This is a genomic window from Corynebacterium sp. KPL1995 (assembly GCF_000477935.1).
GTDB classification, from domain to species: Bacteria; Actinomycetota; Actinomycetes; order Mycobacteriales; family Mycobacteriaceae; genus Corynebacterium; species Corynebacterium pseudodiphtheriticum.
The window spans coordinates 1963641-1982647 of sequence record NZ_KI515715.1 but is presented as its reverse complement, the minus strand read 5'-3'; the positions used below and the strand labels follow the sequence as shown (position 1 = coordinate 1982647).

Here is a 19007-nt window from a genome sequence, read left to right as displayed (position 1 = left end):
TGAAAGGCTATGAGTGAGCGATAAGCCGACCCAGCCAGCCCAGACAGTCCAGCCAACCCAGTCAACTCGCCGTACCCTCGGCGAAGTCAGTGAGCGCGAGGTCATCCAGGCTATTACCGATGCTGCGCCGTCAGTGATTAACGGCGACGATGCCGCGGTGCTATTTCCGGGCCAACCCAACTCGCGCACGGTAGTCGCCACCGACACCTTGGTGGAAGGCCGGCATTTCCGTCTGGATTGGTCCAGCCCGGAAGAGGTAGGGCAGAAAGCCATACTGCAAAATTTCGCCGATATTGAGGCCATGGGTGCGCGCCCGACTGCGGCGTTGTTGTCACTGTCTGCTCCGCCGGAGACACTGCTGGAGGTCGTGCGCGGTATTGCTGCAGGCATTGGCACCCGGGCTCGCCGGTACACTGCTGAGTTGGTCGGCGGTGATGTCACAAAGTCGAACCAGCTCATTGTCACGATTACCGCTGTGGGTTCGTTGGGCGGTTCCCGTAGCCCGCTGACTTTGGACCGGGCGCGCGCCGGGCAGCAGCTGGTTGCCCATGGCCGTCTGGGGTGGTCGGCGGCTGGGCTGGCGTTGCTGGAGCGGTTTGGCCGGGCGGATATTCCCCGGGAGCTCACCTCGCTTGTTGACGCCCACTGCGCTCCGTGGCTCAGCCCCAACCGTGGGATGATCGCCCGTGCCGCAGGGGCTTCGGCGATGACGGATAACTCGGATGGGTTGCTGCGCGAACTGCAGTTGTTGTGTCAACGTTCTGGGGTAGGCATCGATCTGGACTCTGCTGCGCTTGCCCCGGATGACTTGCTCGCCCACGCTGGTCAGGTGCTAGGCATGGACCCCTGGGATTGGGTACTCGGTGGGGGAGAAGATCATACTCTGCTTGCAACCACTGCCAAATCCGCGCCGTCCGGCTTCCGGCGCATCGGTGATATCACCGCCGGGACGAAATCCGCGCAGCACAATGTCTGCATGGATGCCACACCAATCCAACACAGCGCAGCCAACCAAGGATGGGAGTCTTTCCAATGACCGATACTGAGCTTGCAGCTAACCACGACAGCACAGGTAACCAAGCAGGCGCCGAACTTGCCCAGAAACTCTCCGCCTGGCCCGGCCTGCTCAATCGCGTCGACAAGTCCTGGTACCCAGCACTGTCCACTGTGAGCGACGAGATCATCGCGGCCATGAGCTACGCCAGCCAAGGAGATTACCTGCCAGCAGAAGACGACGTCTTCCGCGCGCTATCCCTACCGTTGGACAAGGTCCGCGTGCTCATCGTCGGCCAAGACCCCTACCCAACACCAGGTCACGCGATGGGACTGTCGTTTTCCACCCACCCGGCAGCCACCGGAGCCCCGCCACGCTCACTGGCGAATATCTACCAAGAACTCGCCGCCGATACCGGGCATGCTGTTACCGCCGACGGCGACCTACGCCCTTGGCACGAGCAAGGCGTGCTGCTACTCAACCGGGTGCTTACTGTCGCGCCGGGTCAAGCAGGCTCACACCGCAAGCAAGGCTGGGAGTCGGTGACTGAAGCCATCCTGCGCGCCCTACCGGCAGAAAACTTGGTGGCCATTCTGTGGGGCAAACAAGCTCAGGAATGCGAGAAATTCCTCGACTGCCCCGCCATTACCAGCCCACACCCGTCACCACTTTCGGCACGCCGGGGCTTTTTCGGCTCCCGCCCGTTTAGCCGCGCCAACCAGTACCTGACAGATCAGGGTTGCCAGCCAATTGATTGGCAATTATAAGATTGTAAGCTAGAACATCATGTCTTTGCGCCCAGATACTCTTGCCGACGCCACCGCACCTGCCGCCCGCCTCGACGGGGCAGGTCTGCGTCGTTGGGCGCAGCGCGCAGCTACAGAGCTGCAGCGTCGGCGCAGTGAAATCAACGGGCTGAATGTGTACCCGGTACCGGATTCCGATACCGGCTCGAATATGTCGTTCACCATGGATTCGGCTCTGGCCCAAGCCAGCGAAACCCCAGATAACCACGTTGCTACTGCACTAGCCATGGGCGCTGCGCGCGGAGCACGCGGCAACTCCGGGGTGATCCTGTCGCAGGTACTACGCGGCATTGCCGATTCCTGCCCGGATAGCTGCCTGCAAACCCCACAGTTGCGCTTAGCGTTGCACAGCGCGGTGGAATTATCAGAAAAAGCCATCGCAGCGCCGGTAGAAGGCACCATCATCAGCGTGCTGCGTGCGTGCGCGCAGGCCACGGATCCCGCGGCAGCGACCGAAGCCGCAGAGACAGACCTACTCACCACCGCCCGCAGTGCCCTCCATGCCGGAGAACAAGCACTCGCAGCCACCCCGTCGCAACTTCCAGAACTCCGCGAAGCCGGCGTCGTCGATGCCGGAGGAGTCGGCCTTTTGGTGCTGCTACAAACGCTGGTCGACGAACTGGAAGGCCGCACAGAACCACACGCCAGCGCACTGGCCACCGATACCTTCGTCTCGCACGCCGACCAGAACCGCAGCCACCACCTGGAGGTGATGTTCTTTTTCACCGGCGACGTCGACCAGCTCGAAGCCGGCATCGCACCACTGGGCGACAGCCTGATCATCGCCCGCGTCAACGACACCGAGGCCACCGTGCACATTCACAGTCACCGCGCCGGGGCAGTGATTGAAGAAAGCCTGGCGCATGGCCGCCCGAGCGATATTCGCCTGGAGGTGTTGCCAGATGCCCAGGCAGATAACCTGTCGGTAGCATCAGCACACGACGACGGCGCTCACCGAGAAGACCAAACCGGGGCCACAGGTAATGCCATCGACAATGGCAATGGCAGTGACAGTGACAATGACAATGGCACGGCTGCTCGCACTAAAGCTCATGCTAAACCTCGCACTAAACCTCGTACTGAGCACCGGCAGTTAGTGGCCTTGGTGGACGATTCCAAAATCGCGGAACTATTCGCACAAGCCGGTGCGCAAGTGGCAGCGCCGCAGGAATTCGTAGAACAATACCGTGGTGTACTGGGCTCTGCTAAGGCAACTACCACCAACACTTCGCTCACGGGCGCAGCTACCGCAACCGCGCCCGCAAACCTGTCGCAATTGACCGTGCTCAGCAACGGCTACACCAACGCCCAGCAGCATCAACGCTGGCGTTCTCAGGGCGCAGAGGTCATCGAGACCGCCTCACTGTGCGCGGGCATTGCCGCGATTTCGGTGTACGACAAAACCCTGCCCCCAGCCGAAGCCACCGAAACCATGTGTGAGGCCGCTAATGCCATGCGCACAGCAATAATCGAAAACCCAACCGAGTTCGGTGATCAGCTCGGCCCCGAAGTACTACGCGTGGCATCCAACCTGGTCGGCGACGACACCGAACAAATCACCGTGCTCACCCCGATTCCGACCGCTATTGACGCCGAGGCACTGGCTAAGTTGGGCGTAGAAGTCATCGTATTTGCCACGGAAACAGGGCCAATTGAACTAGGGGTGGAATGACGTGTTGGGCTGGCGTGATGACCGGGACCTTGCCGACGTCGTCGGTGAGAAAGAAGCCAAGGCAATTGCCAAGGCCCTGGAGATCAACACGTGCGGCGAGTTAATCACGTATTTCCCCCGCGCTTTCTCGCGCCGCGATGACATCATCACGGATGAGGATCTTAATTCTGCCGATCCGATTACTTTTATCTCGACGGTGGTGAAAGCAGACAAGATTGATACGGGTAAAAAACGCACCGAGATTTCTCTCAGCAACGGTGTGACCTTGGTGTTTTTCCACCACCAGGTTTTTGGGGTGTGGAAAGGTGCGACGATCATGGTCACCGGTAAGGCGCGGGTTTTTCAGAAGCATCTGACTGTTACGCACCCGCAATGCTTGGTGTTTAGCAGTTCTTCCACCGGCCCTGATGCTAAGCCGAAGAAAGCTTTCAGCAGTGGGGCGATGAAAAAGCTGGAGCGCTATGAGGGGCTGACCGGCTATCTTGCGGCCCAGCCTTTTATTCCGATTTACCGGCAAAAAGGTGGGCTGGAATCTGCGCGGATTTTAGGCGCGATTTATGAATCTTTGCGTACGATGCCGCTGTTGCCAGATCCTGCCAATGGCGGTATGACGCTGAATGAGGCTTTGTGGGATCTGCATTTTCCACCTTTTCTTGGCAATGGCCCGGCTGTGGAAACACTGAAGGACAAAGAAGCGCTCACCCTCGCGTTGGTGATGGCTCTGCGCCGGTTGGATGCGCAAAAAGCTAGTGCCAACCCCTTGCCGCCGGGGGACAAATATCGCCAGCTTGTCGACGGTTTGCCCTACCGGCTCACCGAAGACCAGGAATCGGCGTTATCTGAGATCAGCGGGGAAATGCAGCGTAATTTCCCGATGTCGCGCATGCTGCAGGGCGAGGTGGGCTCCGGCAAAACGGTGGTTGCTCTCGCGGCGATGTTGCAGGCGGCGGATAACGATAAGCAGGCTGCGTTGTTGGCTCCGACGGAGGTCTTGGCGACGCAGCACGCCCGCAGCATCACCGCTACTTTGCGTGCGGCCAGGGTAGAGGCAAACGTCGTGTTGCTGACTGGTTCCATGCCGGTGAAAGCCAAGCGCGAGGCGCTGCTGCAGATTGTTTCTGGCCAGGCGGATATTGTCATCGGCACGCATGCTTTGTTGGAAGATACGGTGGAGTTTTGCGAGCTCAGTTTGGTGATTGTTGACGAGCAGCACCGGTTTGGTGTGGAGCAACGCGATAAGCTGCGCGCGAAGACCTACCCGGTGGCGCACCTGTTGGTGATGACGGCGACGCCAATTCCGCGCACGATTGCGATGACGGTGTTTGGTGATCTGGCGGAATCGACGATCAAGCAGCTCCCGCGTGGGCGTCAGCCGATTAGTTCTTCGGTGGTGCAGCATGAGCATCAGGGGTGGACCGATCGCATGTGGCACCGGCTGGAAGAAGAACTCGCTGCCGGGCGCCAGGCGTATGTGGTCACCCCACGCATCGATGGTGCGGGTGGGGTGATTGAGCTCGCCCTGAAGCTGGGTGCGGAGATCCCGCCGGTGGCTATGCCGAATTCCACCCCGGAGGATCTGGCAGAAGAGGACCCGTTCGCCCGTTATGGCGAGGATGAGCGCCCACTACCGCAGGATGCGTTGTTTGCTGCTTTTGAGCCGCCGAAGCGCGAGGTGCTGGATGATGTGCCCACGGAGATTGCAGGCGCGCGCATTGGTGTGTTGTTCGGCCGGATGAGCGGGTCGGATAAAGAAGAGGTTATGCAGAAGTTTGCTGCTGGTGAGATCAACGTGTTGATTTCCACCACCGTCATTGAGGTGGGGGTGGATGTGCCGAATGCCACGATGATGATCGTGCGCGAATCGGAGCGTTTTGGTCTTTCGCAGTTGCACCAATTGCGTGGCCGTATTGGCCGTGGCACCCAGCCTTCGGTGTGTTTGTTCCACACTTTGGCTCCGGAGGGCCACCCGGCGAATGCGCGCTTGCAGCAGGTGGCAGGTACTAACGATGGTTTCGCCGTCGCCCAGATTGATCTTGCGCACCGCAGGGAAGGCAACGTTTTGGGTACTGAACAGTCTGGTGTGCATTCGCAGTTGAAGTTGCTGGATGTGCAGAATGATTCCGCGCTGATTGAGCAAGCGAAGGTGCAAGCCGCAAGCATCATCGAACACGATGTGGCGATGGCGCGCGCGATGGTTGCAGGCATTGACGATGATGGCTATGAGTATTTAGCTAAGACCTAGCTAGGCTAGCGCGGTTTGCCAGGTTTTCGCCGGTTACACTGGTGGGCATGACTCGGATTATTGCAGGCAGTGCCCGTGGCAGAAAGATTGCGGTGCCCGCAGAAGGTACTCGCCCGACTAGTGACCGCGCCCGGGAGGGGCTGTTTTCTGCGCTGAATGCGCGTTTGGAGTTTCCCGGCGCGCGGGTGTTGGATTTGTTTGCTGGTTCCGGCGCACTGGGCCTGGAGGCTGCCAGCAGGGGAGCAGACCGGGTGGTGCTTGTCGACGCCAGCCAGGAGGCCTGCGAAATCATCCATGGCAATGCTGCCGTGTTGGCTGATGTCGGCGCCCAGATTGATGTGGTTGCCGCACCCGCGCTGGATTATGTTGCACGCACTGGTGAGCGCTTTGATCTGGTGCTGGCGGATCCGCCGTATGCGGTAGGCAACGACGAGCTGGCAGAGCTGTTGGATCAGCTACCACGGGTGCTCAACCCAGATGCGATGGTGGTGATCGAGCGGGAAGTGCGCTCAGCGGAAGCTCCGTGGCCAGAAGGCTTTGTTCCGACCACGCAGAAATTGAAACGCCGCACCTACGGCAAAGCGCGGATGGATATGGCCAACTACCGTGGAACTGAGAACGACGGCTGATAATTATAAGCCTGCTACTAACACCCCGAAATTGAAATTTCAGACTGAAAATTCCGGGGCCTTGGCTTTCCGAATACCCAGCAACACAAGGAGAAGCAATGAGCGATAACACCCAGCAGAATAAACGCACCACGGCAGTGTGCCCGGGATCGTTTGATCCGGTGACCATGGGGCACGTGGATATCATCACCCGTGCTGCGCAGTCTTTTGATCACGTCACGGTGCTGGTGACAGCTAACCCGAATAAGAAGGGGTTGTTTAGCGTCGAAGAGCGTATGGAGTTGATCCGGCGTTCTGTTGATTGTGACAACGTCAGTGTCGATGCCTGGAGTGATCTATTGGTGAAATACACCGATGAGCACAACATTGATTGTTTGGTCAAAGGCCTGCGCAGCTCGTTGGATTATGAATACGAGCTGCCGATGGCGCAGATGAACAAGCGGCTATCTGGCATTGATACCTATTTCTTGCTCACCGATGAAAAATACGGTTATACCTCTTCGTCGTTGGTCAAAGAGGTCGTCCGCTTTGGCGGCGATGTTTCGGACCTGTTACCGGAGCCAGTTTCCAAAGCCATCGCCGAAAAGTTTGGTTAAACCTGTACCTTCTTCTTCGTTTGTGTGCGGTCGGCGATAACGAAGGCGGCGACAATGGCCGCGCCAAGCAGCATCATCAGGATGAGCGTCAGGAAGTTCGCGTCACCGTCGCCTTGCCAGGGCCAAATCGCGCGCAATGAGCCGACCATCAGGCCAGCCATGGCCACTAGGGTCAGGGTGCGGTGCTGGTCCAGCAAGTAGTTGATGACCTTCACGAAGGCCACCAGTCCGGTCAGTGCGCCAGCGGCGAAGACAGCCAGCACGGTGAGGTCGCGGTCGGAGACCGAGCCGATGACGAAGTTGTACAGGCCCAGGGTCAGCAAGATCAGCGAGCCGGATACACCCGGCAGCACCAGGGCGCAGACCGCAATAGCTGCGGCGAAGAAGACCGTGATCAGTGAAGGATCCCGGTTCGGTTCGGAGGTGAACCCGGTAACGAATGCGACGAGCCCGGCGGCGATCAGGAACGTGATGATGGCCGGGCCTTTCTTTTTGCTCAGGTCCTCGTCAATCATCATCAGTGGCACGATGATGGAGACCGCCACCATGCCGAAGAATAGGGCGCGGGCAACATCTGGGGTGCCTTCCACGAAGGAGCTCAGGATGCCGGATAGGCCGAATACGGCGGCGAACATGCCGACGCCGATGGTGAGCAGGAAGATCCATTCGACTTCGCGGAATTTTGCTTTCAGCAGCAGGTTGGCGTTGTGGAGGGCGCGTTCATAGATGCCCACGATCAACGCGACGGTTCCGCCGGATACGCCGGGAACCAGTTCTGCGGAACCGATTAGCGCACCGCGCAGAATGTTGAGGAGATGAGTAACCATGCGCGCTATTATATGCATCGTGTGGCGCCAGTAATGGCCCGACCGGGAAGTGTCGGTAATTGGTAGCTGTTGCCATTCGATAAAGGTCACGAAAATAGCTTATGAGCAGCTGATTAGTTAATTAAGGGGATGGTGTTATAGGCTATTTAGCGCACGCCCCAGTAGCCCAATTGGCAGAGGCAACGGATTCAAAACCCGTCCAGTGTGAGTTCGAGTCTCACCTGGGGCACCATCTTTAACCCGAGCTGCCAGGCAAAATGCCAGGTAGTTTGGGTATTTTTTGGTTTTCGGTTCAGTTTGGTTTGGTCTGATTTAGGCCGGTTCTGGGTCAAAGTGGGTCAAAACTGGGTCAAAAATGGGGCTCAACGACAAAAGTGTGTTTTACGGCGTGTCGCCAATTCCCTAGATCTGGCCTTTCCAGATACCGATTGAGTGCGTGTATTCAACATCGATACCCGGGTCGTATAGGGCTGGCTGACCAAGTAGCTGGTTGGTGTGGTTTTCTTTGTGGATCAAGGCATTGACTTTGGCGAGTTGGTCTTGGCCCCAGTTGCACTGCCTGGCGATCTCTAGCGGGTCGTCAGGCAGTTGTGTTTTGAGATAAAGCCACCAATCGATCATGCGGCGTTGGTGTTCTAGGGTTAGTCCTTGGTGGGTGTTGGCTAAGCGTTTGACCTCGGCGTTGATTCCGCCTTCTAGGGTGTTGGTGGTGGACTTGAGTCTTTCAGGTTGAAGCGTTGCTGGTGGTGGGGCGAGGTAGGACACTTCATACAGGACCGAAATGGCAATGGACAAAGCTTTAGATCAGGTTGATCAGGCTTTAAAAGTTATGATGAATTAGAACAAGTTACAGTGATAAGCCAGGATAAACAAGAGGTGGTGAGGCGTCGTGTCGACTAGTGCAGGAATCACTACCGACGCTCCCGTTGGTCGCGTGCTGACGATTTTGTCTGATGTTGATAGGGTGCGTGAACTCGCTTATGACAATGATCGTGACTGTTACCGATTCGTTATGGATGGCGGGGCTTCGGCTACGTTGTCCGAAGAACTAAAAATCTTCGACGATGAAATCGAGACTTGTTTCGCCATTTATGAGTCAGAGGATCTAAGTGCACAGCGTTTTTTGTTTGATGTTCTTTCTAGCTTGTTGGACTTTCGGGTAACCATGTTCGCACCTGATTCTGATGAAGTGGTTGCGGAGTCAAACGGTTACTAACGAAAAGCATTCGCTAATCTAATCTGAATCTTTGGCCACCCTGTTTTTATGGGGTGGCTTTTGTGCTATCCGGTGATAGTTCGTTGAGGTTCGATTCCTCTTTATCGCGCAACCCCTACACCACGTGGTTGGTGGCGGGGCTTTTTCATGCCCAAAATTAGATAACCCAGGAGGTTACGCAATGGCAGAAGAAACCACCGCCACCAACGACGGACAAAACGAAGCCGCCGAGGTGGCCAAGCAGGGCCCCGCCCAGGAGGAGCGGAACTCAAAACCGGAGCGCACCACCGAGTCCTACCAGCAAGAGCCTGAAAAATTACGCAAGGAAAACGCAAAATATCGTACCGAGCGTAATGAATATCGAGCCGATGCTGAAAGGTTCCGTGAAATGCAGGACGCCGAGAAGACCGAGCTGCAGCGCGCCCAGGAGGCACTGGAAGCAGAGCGTAATAAAGCTACACCGTCTCAGGTGGAGCTTGCCCGGTCGAAGGCACTGTCAAAGTACGGAATCTCGGAGGACAACGCAGATCTGCTTGGCTCGGACCCGCGGAAGTTCGATGACAACACGAAGCGTCTTGGGGAGCTACAGGCGCAGGCTGCTAAGCGTGCCGCACCTCCGTCAGATTACCCAGTGGACGAGATGAAGCCAGGTGCTGCCTCGAAGGAAGATGCCCCGGATTATTCATTTCCTGATGCGTGGCCGGTGCACGGCAAATTCGTATAACTAACAAGGTTCCTTAAAGAGGGATTTTTGTAATGTCCGCTTTCCGGGGGCAGGCCCTGTGTTGTACGGGGCGGGATCGGCCTTCGAATAATGGCGATATGCTGTTGCATTTGGCCTCGACTCGCGCGGGCCATGGGTGGGATTCTCGGTATTCTGGTGCGTCGAAGTTTCCTCGGAGGGTCAGATCAAAAGATTGTTGATGCCGTGCGTGATCTTTTAGAGTTTGAGGAGGTCAAACCAAGGAAGAATGGAGATAAGCGTACAATTCTTGGTCAGGTTGATGGTGTAAAGATCCGGGTTGTGTACCAGATTAGGGACAATGAGCCGTATGATATGACAGCCTATTTCGTTTCAGGAAAGTGGGTTACCCGTAATGAATGGGCCGTACGGTTTAGTTAAAGAACGTGACTTGTTTGAGTGGCTAGTGGATAAAGTTTCAGCTCCCCAAGATGCTGTTGAGGACGCGAAAGTTGATAACGAGTTTAGTTATCCGGATATTGCGCTAGCTACGTTATTCGATACGATAAATGCTCCTCTCGCTCGCGAAGTGGTAGATGTTGTCGACCGCTTCATCACTGATCAAATTCGGGGTGAATTGTGGGTGCGTTTTTATTATGAAGCGGTTGATAGGTTTGGCATTGCTGGTGACAATGCGTCAACTTAATCAATTGCGTAATTGAAATGGCGCCACCTTGGTGGGTGTTTGAGTAAGGTTTGATTCCTTACTGGTGTACTAGAAACCCCTGTTTCTGGGTGCCCGTTTATGGGTGCTTGGTGGCGGGGTGTTCTGCCTAGATCTTTATGGGCTGTCCTGTAAGAGGGATCGTGAAATTCGTATGAGGAGATGATTTGCCGGTGAAGGGTAATGGGCGTACCCACCAAACGGGGCGGGACCATGTGATGCCACAGTGTTCGGCGCACTCTGCAGCACGCTAAAGTTCCTTCCCTGTATCCACGTCAATGATTTTAGGCCGCGTGGTGTTGCCTTTCTAGCCATTGCTCGCGGGTATCCAGGGCTAAGCACACGGTCGTGGATGCAAGTGCTGTGGCGGTAGCCCAAGCTGGTGCTTTGGTGATGATGAATGATGCACTGATAAGCGCGGTGATGATTGTCATAGCGCAAGTCCTTTCTGTATTGTGAGGGGGTGGCCTCCACGGCTGGGTAATTGCTGTATCCAGCCGTGGAGGCTTTCTAATCCCACTGACGGTTTATTTATTCCACTTTAGTGGATCTGAGGCTTTCCGGGTGTTGTTCCGCTTGCTGAACACCCTCAGTTGTTCACGGTGAAGGAAAGTGACAATCGACCGCTTTTGATGGGAAATTCAGTCGAATTCATGGTTTGAGAGGGCGCTAACTTTTCCCTGTTAAGCCACGAGTTTTAACTGTAATTCGGCTGCTCGTTCAGGTGCCTGTTCAATTGGGATGTCGAGGACTCCTAACTGGCGCCAAATTTTCTGCGCGCGTTCTAGTGCTTTGAATTGTTCTTCACGGGGTGGGGACTGATAGAAAGCGAGAATTTCCGTGTCATCGTCAATCGTGAGCTTCGCATCGTCAGAAACCAAAAATGCATTACTGTGCCTGAGCTTATCAATTCTTAATGCCCAATTTTCTGCACGCGTGAACGCGGCCTCGGACTTTTCGGTCTCAAAGTTGAATGCATCATTGAATTCGAAGACGACGTCGTCTAGCACTACCGCACAATTAGGTTGCAGCTTGTAGCCTGAGAATTGCACGCTAGAACCCGTTCTTACCGCTTTTTTGAGCGTTGGAAGTCGTTGGTAAGCTTCTTTGACTTGGGCATGTAAGCTAGAAGCGGTTATTCTATGCTGCTTTTGCCGTTTCGGGGTGATGAATTCTTGGAATAGAAGATCACACGCGTTTGCTAAAGAATCCGATAGCACTGACTTTTCATGGTCGACTCGCAACAAGTTATTCCAGTGATTTGAACACCAGCTGAGGTAGTCAGGGAGTGTTTCCGATCCACGAATATCAAGCATCAATCCTGATTCTCGTAAGCCTTTGAGCCGGTTACTGAGCTGCCTCTTTGCGCTCTTTACAGCATTCCCTATCCCGTACATTCCACGGTAATCATCGTGGAATTTCCACAGGGCTTCGCCGTTGTCAGGATTCTGTACGATCACGCCGAACCCAATCGACGTAATCGCGAGTGGGGATGGGACCACGCGAACAGTCCAGTATCTGAATCGCATAGCTACTCCCTTCCTAGCGTGGCCCGGTAGTCTTCTAATATCGATACCATGAATGGTTTTCGGGTGAGAAGATCGCGAACGAGAGCATCGACTTAATCTTTGCTTACGTGCCATTCATCCGGCATTGGGGCTGCCTCCTGAAAATGGACACATCGGGGTAGCCATGTTGATTTAACCAGTGTAGCTAACAAGCGAGCGTCAAAACATCAGGAGTCAAAAGATTGCACCTGGAATGCCGCCTGCGTGTGGCGCAACGCCTGCACCATTGAAAGGCTTTGTTGCGCAGATGATCGCACGGCGACGTTTTGGGAACGCATGGAAAATAGCGTGAGCAGGTCTAGCTGTCTGAGATAGTTTGTGGAGTTTCCGGGACCGGAGGCTAACGCAGAACGCACCCGTTCAATCTGGTTTTGCAGGGCGGATCTACTTCCTAGCGCGTAAGTTGGTAAGGAAGTAGTGGGGGAATGAATGATTTTTTGACTACGACGAATATGCGGAGGTGATCGGCCAAGATGTCTGATCGGTATAAGGAAATGGGCTTAGAAATGCTGCCGAATAAGCATTACGCAGCATGGTCGGATGAGCCGCGGCCTGGTCTTGCTATGGTGTACCGCACCCGGGATAAGGTTATCCCGCTTATTTGCGATGAAAAGCGGATTTTTTACCTGTGATGATTCGCCCGTAGATGCTTCTTATTATGACTGGCGTCTAGGCAATGACCTGCAACGTTTAATCATTGATTGTGCGGATAATGATCTTACGGTTGCCCAAGCGCTGGCTGTTGTCCGCGAAAAATGGGGCCAACCCGATATTGAGCTTAAGGTCGATGATGTCAATACCGCTGGCCCTGCGATTCGTGCAGCATTAGGGATGGGGACTGCTTAATGAGGATCCCATGCGAGATCTAGCGAAATTACGGACTAGCACTATTTGCGTAGTTGATGGGGAGACCCGGGCCGGTTCGCGTGCCACTCGCGCACCTCGTCCGCAAGCCACAGCCGTGTACGGCCTAAAATCATGGCGACGTGCTCTGGGGTGCGGTGATTGGCTGAGTAGTTACGCCACGCTGCGTAACTCACTCCAATGTGGTCGGCGCAATCCGCGCCGGTCCAGAGTTCTTTCCCTGTGTCTGCGTCAATGATCTTAGGCTGCATGTTTCCGCCATTTTTGCACGATCTGGACGGTCTCAATTGTGAGCGTAACCGCAGTGGCGCCCATGACCATCCAGAATATTGGGGTATCTCCTATGGTGAGTGCGATAAGTATCGCGAGCACGATTAGTGCGTTGGAAATTTTAGACATGATGTCCATGATGTGTCCTTTCTGGGTTGTGGTATTTTGAGAGAGGGTGGGCACCCCGGGAGCTGAGTACTTTCTCTATTCAGCTCCCGAGGTGCTTAGCTATCTAGCTCCAGCTTTTTCATCTCAATCCTATGATTTGAGATGAAAAAGCTGTCTCTATCGATAGTCGCCAGGGGGTCGCTCCGAACCAAGCATCGCTGACAACTGGAAAACGGTTGGAGGATAACGCTACCGGCGTAGCTGGGCCGGGGAGCCGGGCCGGTTTGCGTGCCAATGCTTAATATCCTCGGCAAACCACAATGCGCTACGGCCATCGAGCATGGCGACAGGGGTGGGCGTGCGTCCATTCGCGTAGTAATTCGCCCACGTGCGCGTGGTGATGTCGCAGTGTTTGGCGCACTCTACGGCGCGCCAAAGTTCCTTCCCCGTGTCCGCGTCAATGATCTTAGGCTGCATAGTTTTTCCTTTCATTCTTGTCGATGGCAATGCCGACGGCAATGAATGCAGGAATGAAGAACGCGCTTGCGCCCGCCAAGGCCATGATGGTGGATGCAGCGGTGGAGATGAGTGTAAACCGCATGGTTTTCCTTTCGTGTTGTATAGTGAGGGGGTGCCCGGCCATCCTATTCATGGCCGGGACTTTTGTTAGTGGCTATTCGGCACTACTTGCGAGTGTCGAGCCAGATTAAAATCATTACGATCAGTGTGATTGTCGCAATGATGTCTGTGTAGCTGACATTCTCAGCTCTTTTATTTAGTTGTTGTAATGCCTTTCGGCCTTGTATTAATCATCCTACCGTACTGGTACGGCATTAGTAAATTGGAATTAAGTTAAATATATGTCATTTTCCAGCACTCAAAACACATTCAAAACAACCCCTGGCTGCTATCAGGTCGGGAGTTGATTTTATTCCAAAAGGCAGGCGAAAATGAAGGATTATTACCAGGTACTACCTGTTAAAATCTGGCTACTGCAAAAAATCCGTATCCCCCTTGTCGCATATCCCTAATTCAACGACCCGCTCAATTATCTGATTGAACGCCGCCTGGCGTGTGAGAGTGGCCAGGCCTAGTCAAATGAATAACGGTGTATCCCATTCCGCAACGTCATGCGGATAGCCGCTTGTTTAACTCGTTTGCGCGCGATTCCGCAGCGTTAATCGGCAGATATTTCACTCGCGAAGCATCCCAAATTTCTTGTGCGCGCTTCAAGGTATCAAATTGCCAGTTACTCTGAGGTTCATGGTAGAAGGCTACGATATCTGTATCGTCGTCGATTTCGACTCGCGAATTTGCAAATTCTAGCTGTGAATTCGTGTTTCGTATTTTCTCAATTTTTAGTGACCAGGCTTCCACGTTTGTGAAACCAGCATTCGGATTCGCAGTCGCGAAGTTGAATGCTTCGTTGAGTTCGAGCACTGTGTCTTCTTTTACGACTGCACAGTTTGGGTTCAATTGATATTTCGCAATGATAAGAGTCGAGTCAGTTTTTATTGCAGTGCGAACAAGTGGCTGATTTTGATAAGCCTTTTTGATTTTAGCCCGCAGATTGCGCACATCGTTTGCTGGTTGGTTTCTTGCAGGGGGTTCTATCAGCTGGCTGAACAAAAGAGCGCACGCCTCTGCCAAGGAGGCCGCGTGCATGAACTTTGCAGCATCAACGCGCAATAGATTGTTCCAGTGATCGACACACCAACCAAGGTAATCGTTAAGCGTCTCGGTGCCCTCGATGTCTAATGCGTGGTTTGCATCTTGTAGTCGTTTGAGCTGTGTTTCCAGGTTTTTCCGTGCGGTTTTGACCGCACCTTGTATTGTGCCCATTCCGCTGTGGTCATCGAGAAATTGCCATTCTGATTCGCCAGTGGATGCGCATTGTACGATCACCCCATATCCGAGGGATGTAATCGCTAATGGTGAGGGGACTATGCGCACAGTCCAATATCTGAATTGCATTGTCACTTCCTCCCATTGGTATTGCGGTATCGCTCTAGTCTTGACAGTGTAAATGGTTTTCGAGCGAGCATGTGATTTATTAGGTTAGATACTTCATTCTTATCGACGTCTCATTCTGGTGGGCCGTACCCCAGGGGCGTTCGAACGAATCGAACCAGGACTATCTGGCTGCTGTTAATGATCGCCGGAAGCTCGGTGGTCAGTGCGCTGGCGAATGCCTGAGGGGTGTACTCCTCGCTGCGGTCATTGTGGCGTACGGTGCAGCGTATGCCGAATTCCTTCCAGTCGATGGATAGGCATGCCCCAGGATGCGGACATCGACGGTGGGAACCGATGCGGTGAGCTCGACGTCCGAACGGTAGGGGACCATGAAGACGAGGGTAGCCGCGTCCGAGCGCACCGAGATTCGGTGAAAGGTGGTCACGCCCGGGGAGTCTGGCATGAAAATTGCGCCACTTTCACCATTGACTATATAGGTAAACATAAGCTAACGTTCGCTGCATGCGAGTTGCTGTTTTCGGCTATCAGTCGTGGGGACGCCGGGCGTTGTCCGCGGTTATCAGTGCTGGTCATCAAGCAGTTTTGGTGGTTGCGCACTCCGCCTGCGATCACCTTTATCAGCAAATGTGGGCAGACTCCGTTGAGGAGCTAGCCAGCGAACATGTGCTCCAGGTGTGTGGCACTGAGCGCGTGGGGCAAGACGTCATTGACGCGTTGCGCGACGCTGGACCAGAATTACTTCGAATTCCGAGGTCAGCGCGTCCGCGTGCTTTCCGCGTACGTCTCGCACGGCCGCTTCGGCGGAAACCCCGGCCGAGTCACCATCCCTTACGAGGGAGAAATTGCGGTGGTCTGTGGGTCGCCCCGTGCCAACGTGCCGGCGTCGGCGATTGTTCTGAATCGTGTTCGTCTCGACGACAACTCGGAACTGCCCGCGACCGAATTCTGTGGACATAGGGCTGGATATATCTAACCAAAGGTTTGACCTTTCCATTTTATATACGGGCCACGCCTAGCGCGGAAATCCGTCACCAATAACAACGGAGAACAATGACACTCAAGAAGATTCTCGTTAGCACCGCTGCTGTGCTGACCTTGGGCGCAGCACTGACCGCGTGCTCGACTGATGACCAGTCCGGAAACTCCGGGGATTCCCAGGCAGTCAACGCCGAGCAGGGCGCATTCCCCACCACCATCGAGCACCGCTACGGGGCGACCGAAATCAAGGAAGCCCCACAGCGTGTGGTCTCCTTGGGCTACACGGATCAGGACGCACTGCTGGCACTGGGAGTTACTCCTGTCTCCGTGAACTACTGGGACGGAATGACTCCGGATGGTCAGGCTGCGGGCAACTGGTCCAATGACAAGATCGAGGGCGAGACTCCTCGGATCGACAAACACGCAGAGGTTAATGCGGAAGCTATCGCTAAGGACAAGCCAGACCTCATCGTGGCCGTTTACTCGGATATCGATGAAGCCACGTACAAGAAGCTGTCTGAGATCGCCCCTGTTGTCGTACAAAAGGGCGAATACGAAGAACTACAGCAACCATGGGACGTGACCACGGAAGAGATCGGGCAGGCCGTGGGCAAGCCTGAAGAGGCAAAGCGCCAGGTGGAGCAGGTCAAGGAGAAGTTCGCAGAGCTCAAGGCCCGCCACCCAGAGTGGGCCGAGAAGGAACTCGGCGTGGCCACTGTCTCCGACGAGAATCTGGCGGTCTTTGCCGAGGGTGATCCACGCAGCCGCTTCTTCACCGAGCTGGGATTCAAGATCAACCCGGCCTACGCGGGCATCACCAAGGATAAGTTCTACGGCGAGGTCTCCAAGGAAAACGCAGCCAAGATCAATTCCGACGTACTGGTGTGGGACCAGCTGTCCTACTCTCCGAAGCAGAGCAAGGCTTCTGTGATCGAGGATCCGATCGTGGGCGAGCTGCCTGCCGTAAAGGACGGACGCAGTGTTTATCTGGAGGGCGACTTGGAAAAGGCCTTCGGGTGGCAGACCGTGCTGAGCCTGAACTACCTGCTGGACAAGATCGAGCAGCCATTGGCAGACGCCACGAAGTAGTCTGAATCAACTTCTGAGCCGCCCCGCGTGAAAGTGCCGAGGCAGTTTTGCTGTCGTTGAAAGCTCTTAAATTCCACGACAGGTCATGCGGAAAATCTCTCCAAGATTTCGTCCGCATGCCCATTAGCCCTAAAAGTGGGTTTCGCGACTAGTGGTCATTAGGTTACCGTTAAAGCTAGCTCTCGTAAGAGTGCCGATTTGTGTATAAAGGCAGGGCAATGCCCCTCGACCAACTCGCCGATTACATGGTCGGTCTCCATAACCGAGGACTCGCAGCGCAGAAAGTGGGGCGCGAGGTTTCGCGGGGCTCCGTCGAGTTGAGACGTCGAAACATGCCGAATTTCCCGTCCCAGTGGTCCGAGTTACGGGAAAGTACCCCCTTCAGTCACCCATCCTGCGGTACAGCAGACCGTTGAAGCGAACACGGGTACGGGCGAGGAGAGAGGTTTCTACTTTTCAGTTAGACCGCAACTTTCAGCCCATCGAGAAGTATACGATAACCTGCGTCAAGAGCGGTAGCGGTAACCGTCAAAATGTTCCTTCGAAGACAACGGTGGCGGAAGATATTTGGTGACCTATAGGGGAGACGAGCCAAGTCTAGCTAGAGTACAGTTTTCTGAAGGTTTCAGCAGTAAAGAAAACTTCGGTTTATATAAGTCGACGTGGCTTCTATAAGTGGCCAACTACAGAACGATACTAGTTAGATGCAGACATACAAAAGATACGATTCATTTGGGGAACCAAAATGGGATTTTCAAAGCTCTGTAGAGGTCCCATTCCCAGATATATTCCCTTACGATATTAATGACGGTGGTTGCCTCGCTACGCTTAGTCGGAACTACTCGTATGCAGTAGAAGTGCGGATGGAGTCCTCCATTTTTCCACCGTTAGGTGACAATAGAGCCTGTACATGGCGGGAAGTGGGTATGGCCCTTAATCGACCAGTTCTCCCTGCTCGCTCTTTCCGAAATGCTTTCGGAAAAATGAGCGAAACTCAATTCAAGTCTGAGATAGCAAACAAGGTGTCATGGCCGTTCGATACGAACCTAAGCCTCTTATGGTATCCGCTTCGCGCCGAACTTGGAAGGCCTGAATATTGCTGGTACCTCCCGGAAGGCTATGAGATAGGCGACTGTGAAGAACGAGAATTAAACGGATGGCATTACGTAGCTGGCTCTCTAATCGAGGAGACGCACAATGATTCTGAAGGTGTCGTTATGGCCACCGCAGCATGGCATTCAGATTTGTGGCTTATGTTTTTAAATGAGTGCAACTCGCGGGTCATTGTTACCTTAAACAACCGCGATCAGGCGCGTCGAATACTAGAGAATAATGTCATTGAATCGTATTTACTCTGGGGGAACTGCTAACACTCCCATAAGGCTATTCGGAATAGTACTGTAGGCCCATTCTCTTCGATCGTTGGAGACCTAATATCCGCAATACCAATGCGGATCGTTTCAATGATCTGGTTCGCTAGCGTGGCTTCGGCATTAGATGATCACCGATCTGTCGTCGAGATGATATAGCGGTGCGAGAAATGCTCCCGACCCTTCTCCGTCACAAAAGACCTGCTGGAAGCCTCAAAGAATGAATCAATAAGGCCGTTTTGAATGCTGATGGTCGGCTTATAGAACTTCACCTGGATAGCCACCCAGTTATCATCAGCTACGCGGTGGGCCACCATATCGATGCCAGTGTCAGTCTGGCCGTTGTTATAGCGCTAATCAGACTAGCAGCACACCTCATCGAACTGCTCGGCCAGTGG

22 protein-coding genes, 1 tRNA gene and 2 pseudogenes are annotated in these 19007 nt (G+C 54.5%); 14 read left to right on the top strand and 11 right to left on the bottom strand.

Annotated features, from left to right (window positions below):
- The first annotated feature begins 13 nt into the window (after positions 1-13).
- The 6 genes from HMPREF1292_RS08790 (at position 14) to coaD (ending at position 6939) form a co-directional block, all read left to right on the top strand.
- Entirely contained in the window at positions 14-1036 is a 1023-nt protein-coding gene (locus tag HMPREF1292_RS08790) for a thiamine-phosphate kinase (protein ID WP_023019586.1), read from the top strand.
- Positions 1033-1761: a uracil-DNA glycosylase gene (locus HMPREF1292_RS08785; protein WP_023019585.1), complete on the top strand. Its 729-nt coding sequence runs from the start codon at positions 1033-1035 to the stop codon at positions 1759-1761. Before HMPREF1292_RS08790 ends, HMPREF1292_RS08785 begins: the two co-directional genes overlap by 4 nt.
- 19 nt (positions 1762-1780) lie before the next feature.
- Entirely contained in the window at positions 1781-3472 is a 1692-nt protein-coding gene (locus tag HMPREF1292_RS08780) for a DAK2 domain-containing protein (protein WP_023019584.1), read from the top strand.
- A gap of 1 nt (position 3473) precedes the next feature.
- Positions 3474-5714: an ATP-dependent DNA helicase RecG gene (locus tag HMPREF1292_RS08775; RefSeq protein ID WP_023019583.1), complete on the top strand. Its 2241-nt coding sequence runs from the start codon at positions 3474-3476 to the stop codon at positions 5712-5714.
- 47 nt (positions 5715-5761) lie between these two features.
- Positions 5762-6343, top strand: coding sequence for a 16S rRNA (guanine(966)-N(2))-methyltransferase RsmD (rsmD, locus tag HMPREF1292_RS08770; RefSeq protein ID WP_023019582.1), 582 nt, complete (start codon positions 5762-5764; stop codon positions 6341-6343).
- A gap of 98 nt (positions 6344-6441) precedes the next feature.
- A complete protein-coding gene (gene coaD / locus HMPREF1292_RS08765; protein ID WP_023019581.1) occupies positions 6442-6939 on the top strand; it encodes a pantetheine-phosphate adenylyltransferase in 498 nt (165 codons plus the stop codon).
- Here coaD and HMPREF1292_RS08760 read toward each other — a convergent pair.
- Positions 6936-7766 (bottom strand): DUF368 domain-containing protein, encoded by an 831-nt coding sequence (locus HMPREF1292_RS08760; RefSeq protein WP_023019580.1) that lies wholly within the window; start codon positions 7764-7766, stop codon positions 6936-6938. The genes coaD and HMPREF1292_RS08760 overlap by 4 nt on opposite strands.
- A 155-nt stretch (positions 7767-7921) precedes the next feature.
- Here HMPREF1292_RS08760 and HMPREF1292_RS08755 point away from each other — a divergent pair.
- Positions 7922-7998, top strand: a tRNA-Leu gene (locus tag HMPREF1292_RS08755).
- 170 nt (positions 7999-8168) lie between these two features.
- Here the strand turns inward: HMPREF1292_RS08755 and HMPREF1292_RS08750 are convergent.
- Positions 8169-8525: pseudogene (locus tag HMPREF1292_RS08750) on the bottom strand (IS256 family transposase); the annotation flags it as partial.
- Positions 8526-8655: 130 nt separating this feature from the next.
- Here HMPREF1292_RS08750 and HMPREF1292_RS08745 point away from each other — a divergent pair.
- The 3 genes from HMPREF1292_RS08745 to HMPREF1292_RS08730 all read left to right on the top strand — a co-directional run bounded on the left by HMPREF1292_RS08745 (position 8656) and on the right by HMPREF1292_RS08730 (position 10370).
- Positions 8656-8982: a hypothetical protein gene (locus HMPREF1292_RS08745; RefSeq protein ID WP_023019578.1), complete on the top strand. Its 327-nt coding sequence runs from the start codon at positions 8656-8658 to the stop codon at positions 8980-8982.
- Positions 8983-9163: 181 nt separating this feature from the next.
- Positions 9164-9706, top strand: a complete 543-nt coding sequence (locus HMPREF1292_RS08740; protein WP_023019577.1) for a hypothetical protein — start codon at positions 9164-9166, stop codon at positions 9704-9706.
- 373 nt (positions 9707-10079) lie between these two features.
- Positions 10080-10370 carry a hypothetical protein gene (locus HMPREF1292_RS08730; RefSeq protein WP_018120092.1) on the top strand — a complete coding sequence of 97 codons (291 nt, stop codon included), beginning with the start codon at positions 10080-10082 and terminating at the stop codon, positions 10368-10370.
- Between the two features lie 302 nt (positions 10371-10672).
- Here the strand turns inward: HMPREF1292_RS08730 and HMPREF1292_RS11150 are convergent, their stop codons facing one another.
- On the bottom strand, positions 10673-10822 hold the full coding sequence (locus HMPREF1292_RS11150; RefSeq protein ID WP_023019575.1) for a hypothetical protein: 150 nt from the start codon (positions 10820-10822) through the stop codon (positions 10673-10675).
- Positions 10823-11071: 249 nt separating this feature from the next.
- The gene (locus HMPREF1292_RS08725) at positions 11072-11848 is read right to left on the bottom strand and encodes a hypothetical protein (RefSeq protein ID WP_156912287.1); all 777 of its coding nucleotides are present in this window, start codon (positions 11846-11848) and stop codon (positions 11072-11074) included.
- A 581-nt stretch (positions 11849-12429) separates the two neighbouring features.
- On the opposite strand from HMPREF1292_RS08725, the gene HMPREF1292_RS11425 reads away from it, so the two are divergent.
- Both HMPREF1292_RS11425 and HMPREF1292_RS11420 read left to right on the top strand, forming a co-directional pair.
- A complete protein-coding gene (locus HMPREF1292_RS11425) occupies positions 12430-12588 on the top strand; it encodes a hypothetical protein (RefSeq protein WP_023019573.1) in 159 nt (52 codons plus the stop codon).
- Positions 12563-12802 carry a hypothetical protein gene (locus HMPREF1292_RS11420; RefSeq protein WP_023019572.1) on the top strand — a complete coding sequence of 80 codons (240 nt, stop codon included), beginning with the start codon at positions 12563-12565 and terminating at the stop codon, positions 12800-12802. Before HMPREF1292_RS11425 ends, HMPREF1292_RS11420 begins: the two co-directional genes overlap by 26 nt.
- Positions 12803-12843: 41 nt before the next feature.
- Here HMPREF1292_RS11420 and HMPREF1292_RS08710 read toward each other — a convergent pair whose 3' ends face one another.
- From HMPREF1292_RS08710 to HMPREF1292_RS10905, 6 genes are all read right to left on the bottom strand, one after another.
- A complete protein-coding gene (locus tag HMPREF1292_RS08710; protein WP_018120097.1) occupies positions 12844-13071 on the bottom strand; it encodes a hypothetical protein in 228 nt (75 codons plus the stop codon).
- A complete protein-coding gene (locus HMPREF1292_RS11290) occupies positions 13061-13219 on the bottom strand; it encodes a hypothetical protein (RefSeq protein WP_198010710.1) in 159 nt (52 codons plus the stop codon). The genes HMPREF1292_RS08710 and HMPREF1292_RS11290 overlap by 11 nt, the downstream gene beginning before the upstream one ends.
- Positions 13220-13447: 228 nt before the next feature.
- The gene (locus tag HMPREF1292_RS08705; RefSeq protein WP_023019570.1) at positions 13448-13675 is read right to left on the bottom strand and encodes a hypothetical protein; all 228 of its coding nucleotides are present in this window, start codon (positions 13673-13675) and stop codon (positions 13448-13450) included.
- Positions 13665-13799 (bottom strand): hypothetical protein, encoded by a 135-nt coding sequence (locus HMPREF1292_RS11480; protein WP_021352243.1) that lies wholly within the window; start codon positions 13797-13799, stop codon positions 13665-13667. Before HMPREF1292_RS11480 ends, HMPREF1292_RS08705 begins: the two co-directional genes overlap by 11 nt.
- Before the next feature lie 527 nt (positions 13800-14326).
- Positions 14327-15178 carry a hypothetical protein gene (locus HMPREF1292_RS08700; RefSeq protein ID WP_232218022.1) on the bottom strand — a complete coding sequence of 284 codons (852 nt, stop codon included), beginning with the start codon at positions 15176-15178 and terminating at the stop codon, positions 14327-14329.
- A gap of 193 nt (positions 15179-15371) precedes the next feature.
- On the bottom strand, positions 15372-15596 hold the full coding sequence (locus HMPREF1292_RS10905; protein WP_232218021.1) for a hypothetical protein: 225 nt from the start codon (positions 15594-15596) through the stop codon (positions 15372-15374).
- Between the two features lie 252 nt (positions 15597-15848).
- Between HMPREF1292_RS10905 and HMPREF1292_RS11415 the strand changes: the two genes are divergently transcribed.
- Both HMPREF1292_RS11415 and HMPREF1292_RS08685 read left to right on the top strand, forming a co-directional pair.
- Complete coding sequence (locus HMPREF1292_RS11415; protein WP_232218020.1) at positions 15849-16145, top strand: hypothetical protein; 297 nt, start codon at positions 15849-15851, stop codon at positions 16143-16145.
- Positions 16146-16222: 77 nt separating this feature from the next.
- Complete coding sequence (locus HMPREF1292_RS08685; protein WP_023019566.1) at positions 16223-17239, top strand: iron-siderophore ABC transporter substrate-binding protein; 1017 nt, start codon at positions 16223-16225, stop codon at positions 17237-17239.
- Positions 17240-18740: 1501 nt separating this feature from the next.
- Here the strand turns inward: HMPREF1292_RS08685 and HMPREF1292_RS11620 are convergent.
- Positions 18741-18947: pseudogene (locus tag HMPREF1292_RS11620) on the bottom strand (hypothetical protein); the annotation flags it as partial.
- Positions 18948-19007 lie beyond the last annotated feature (60 nt).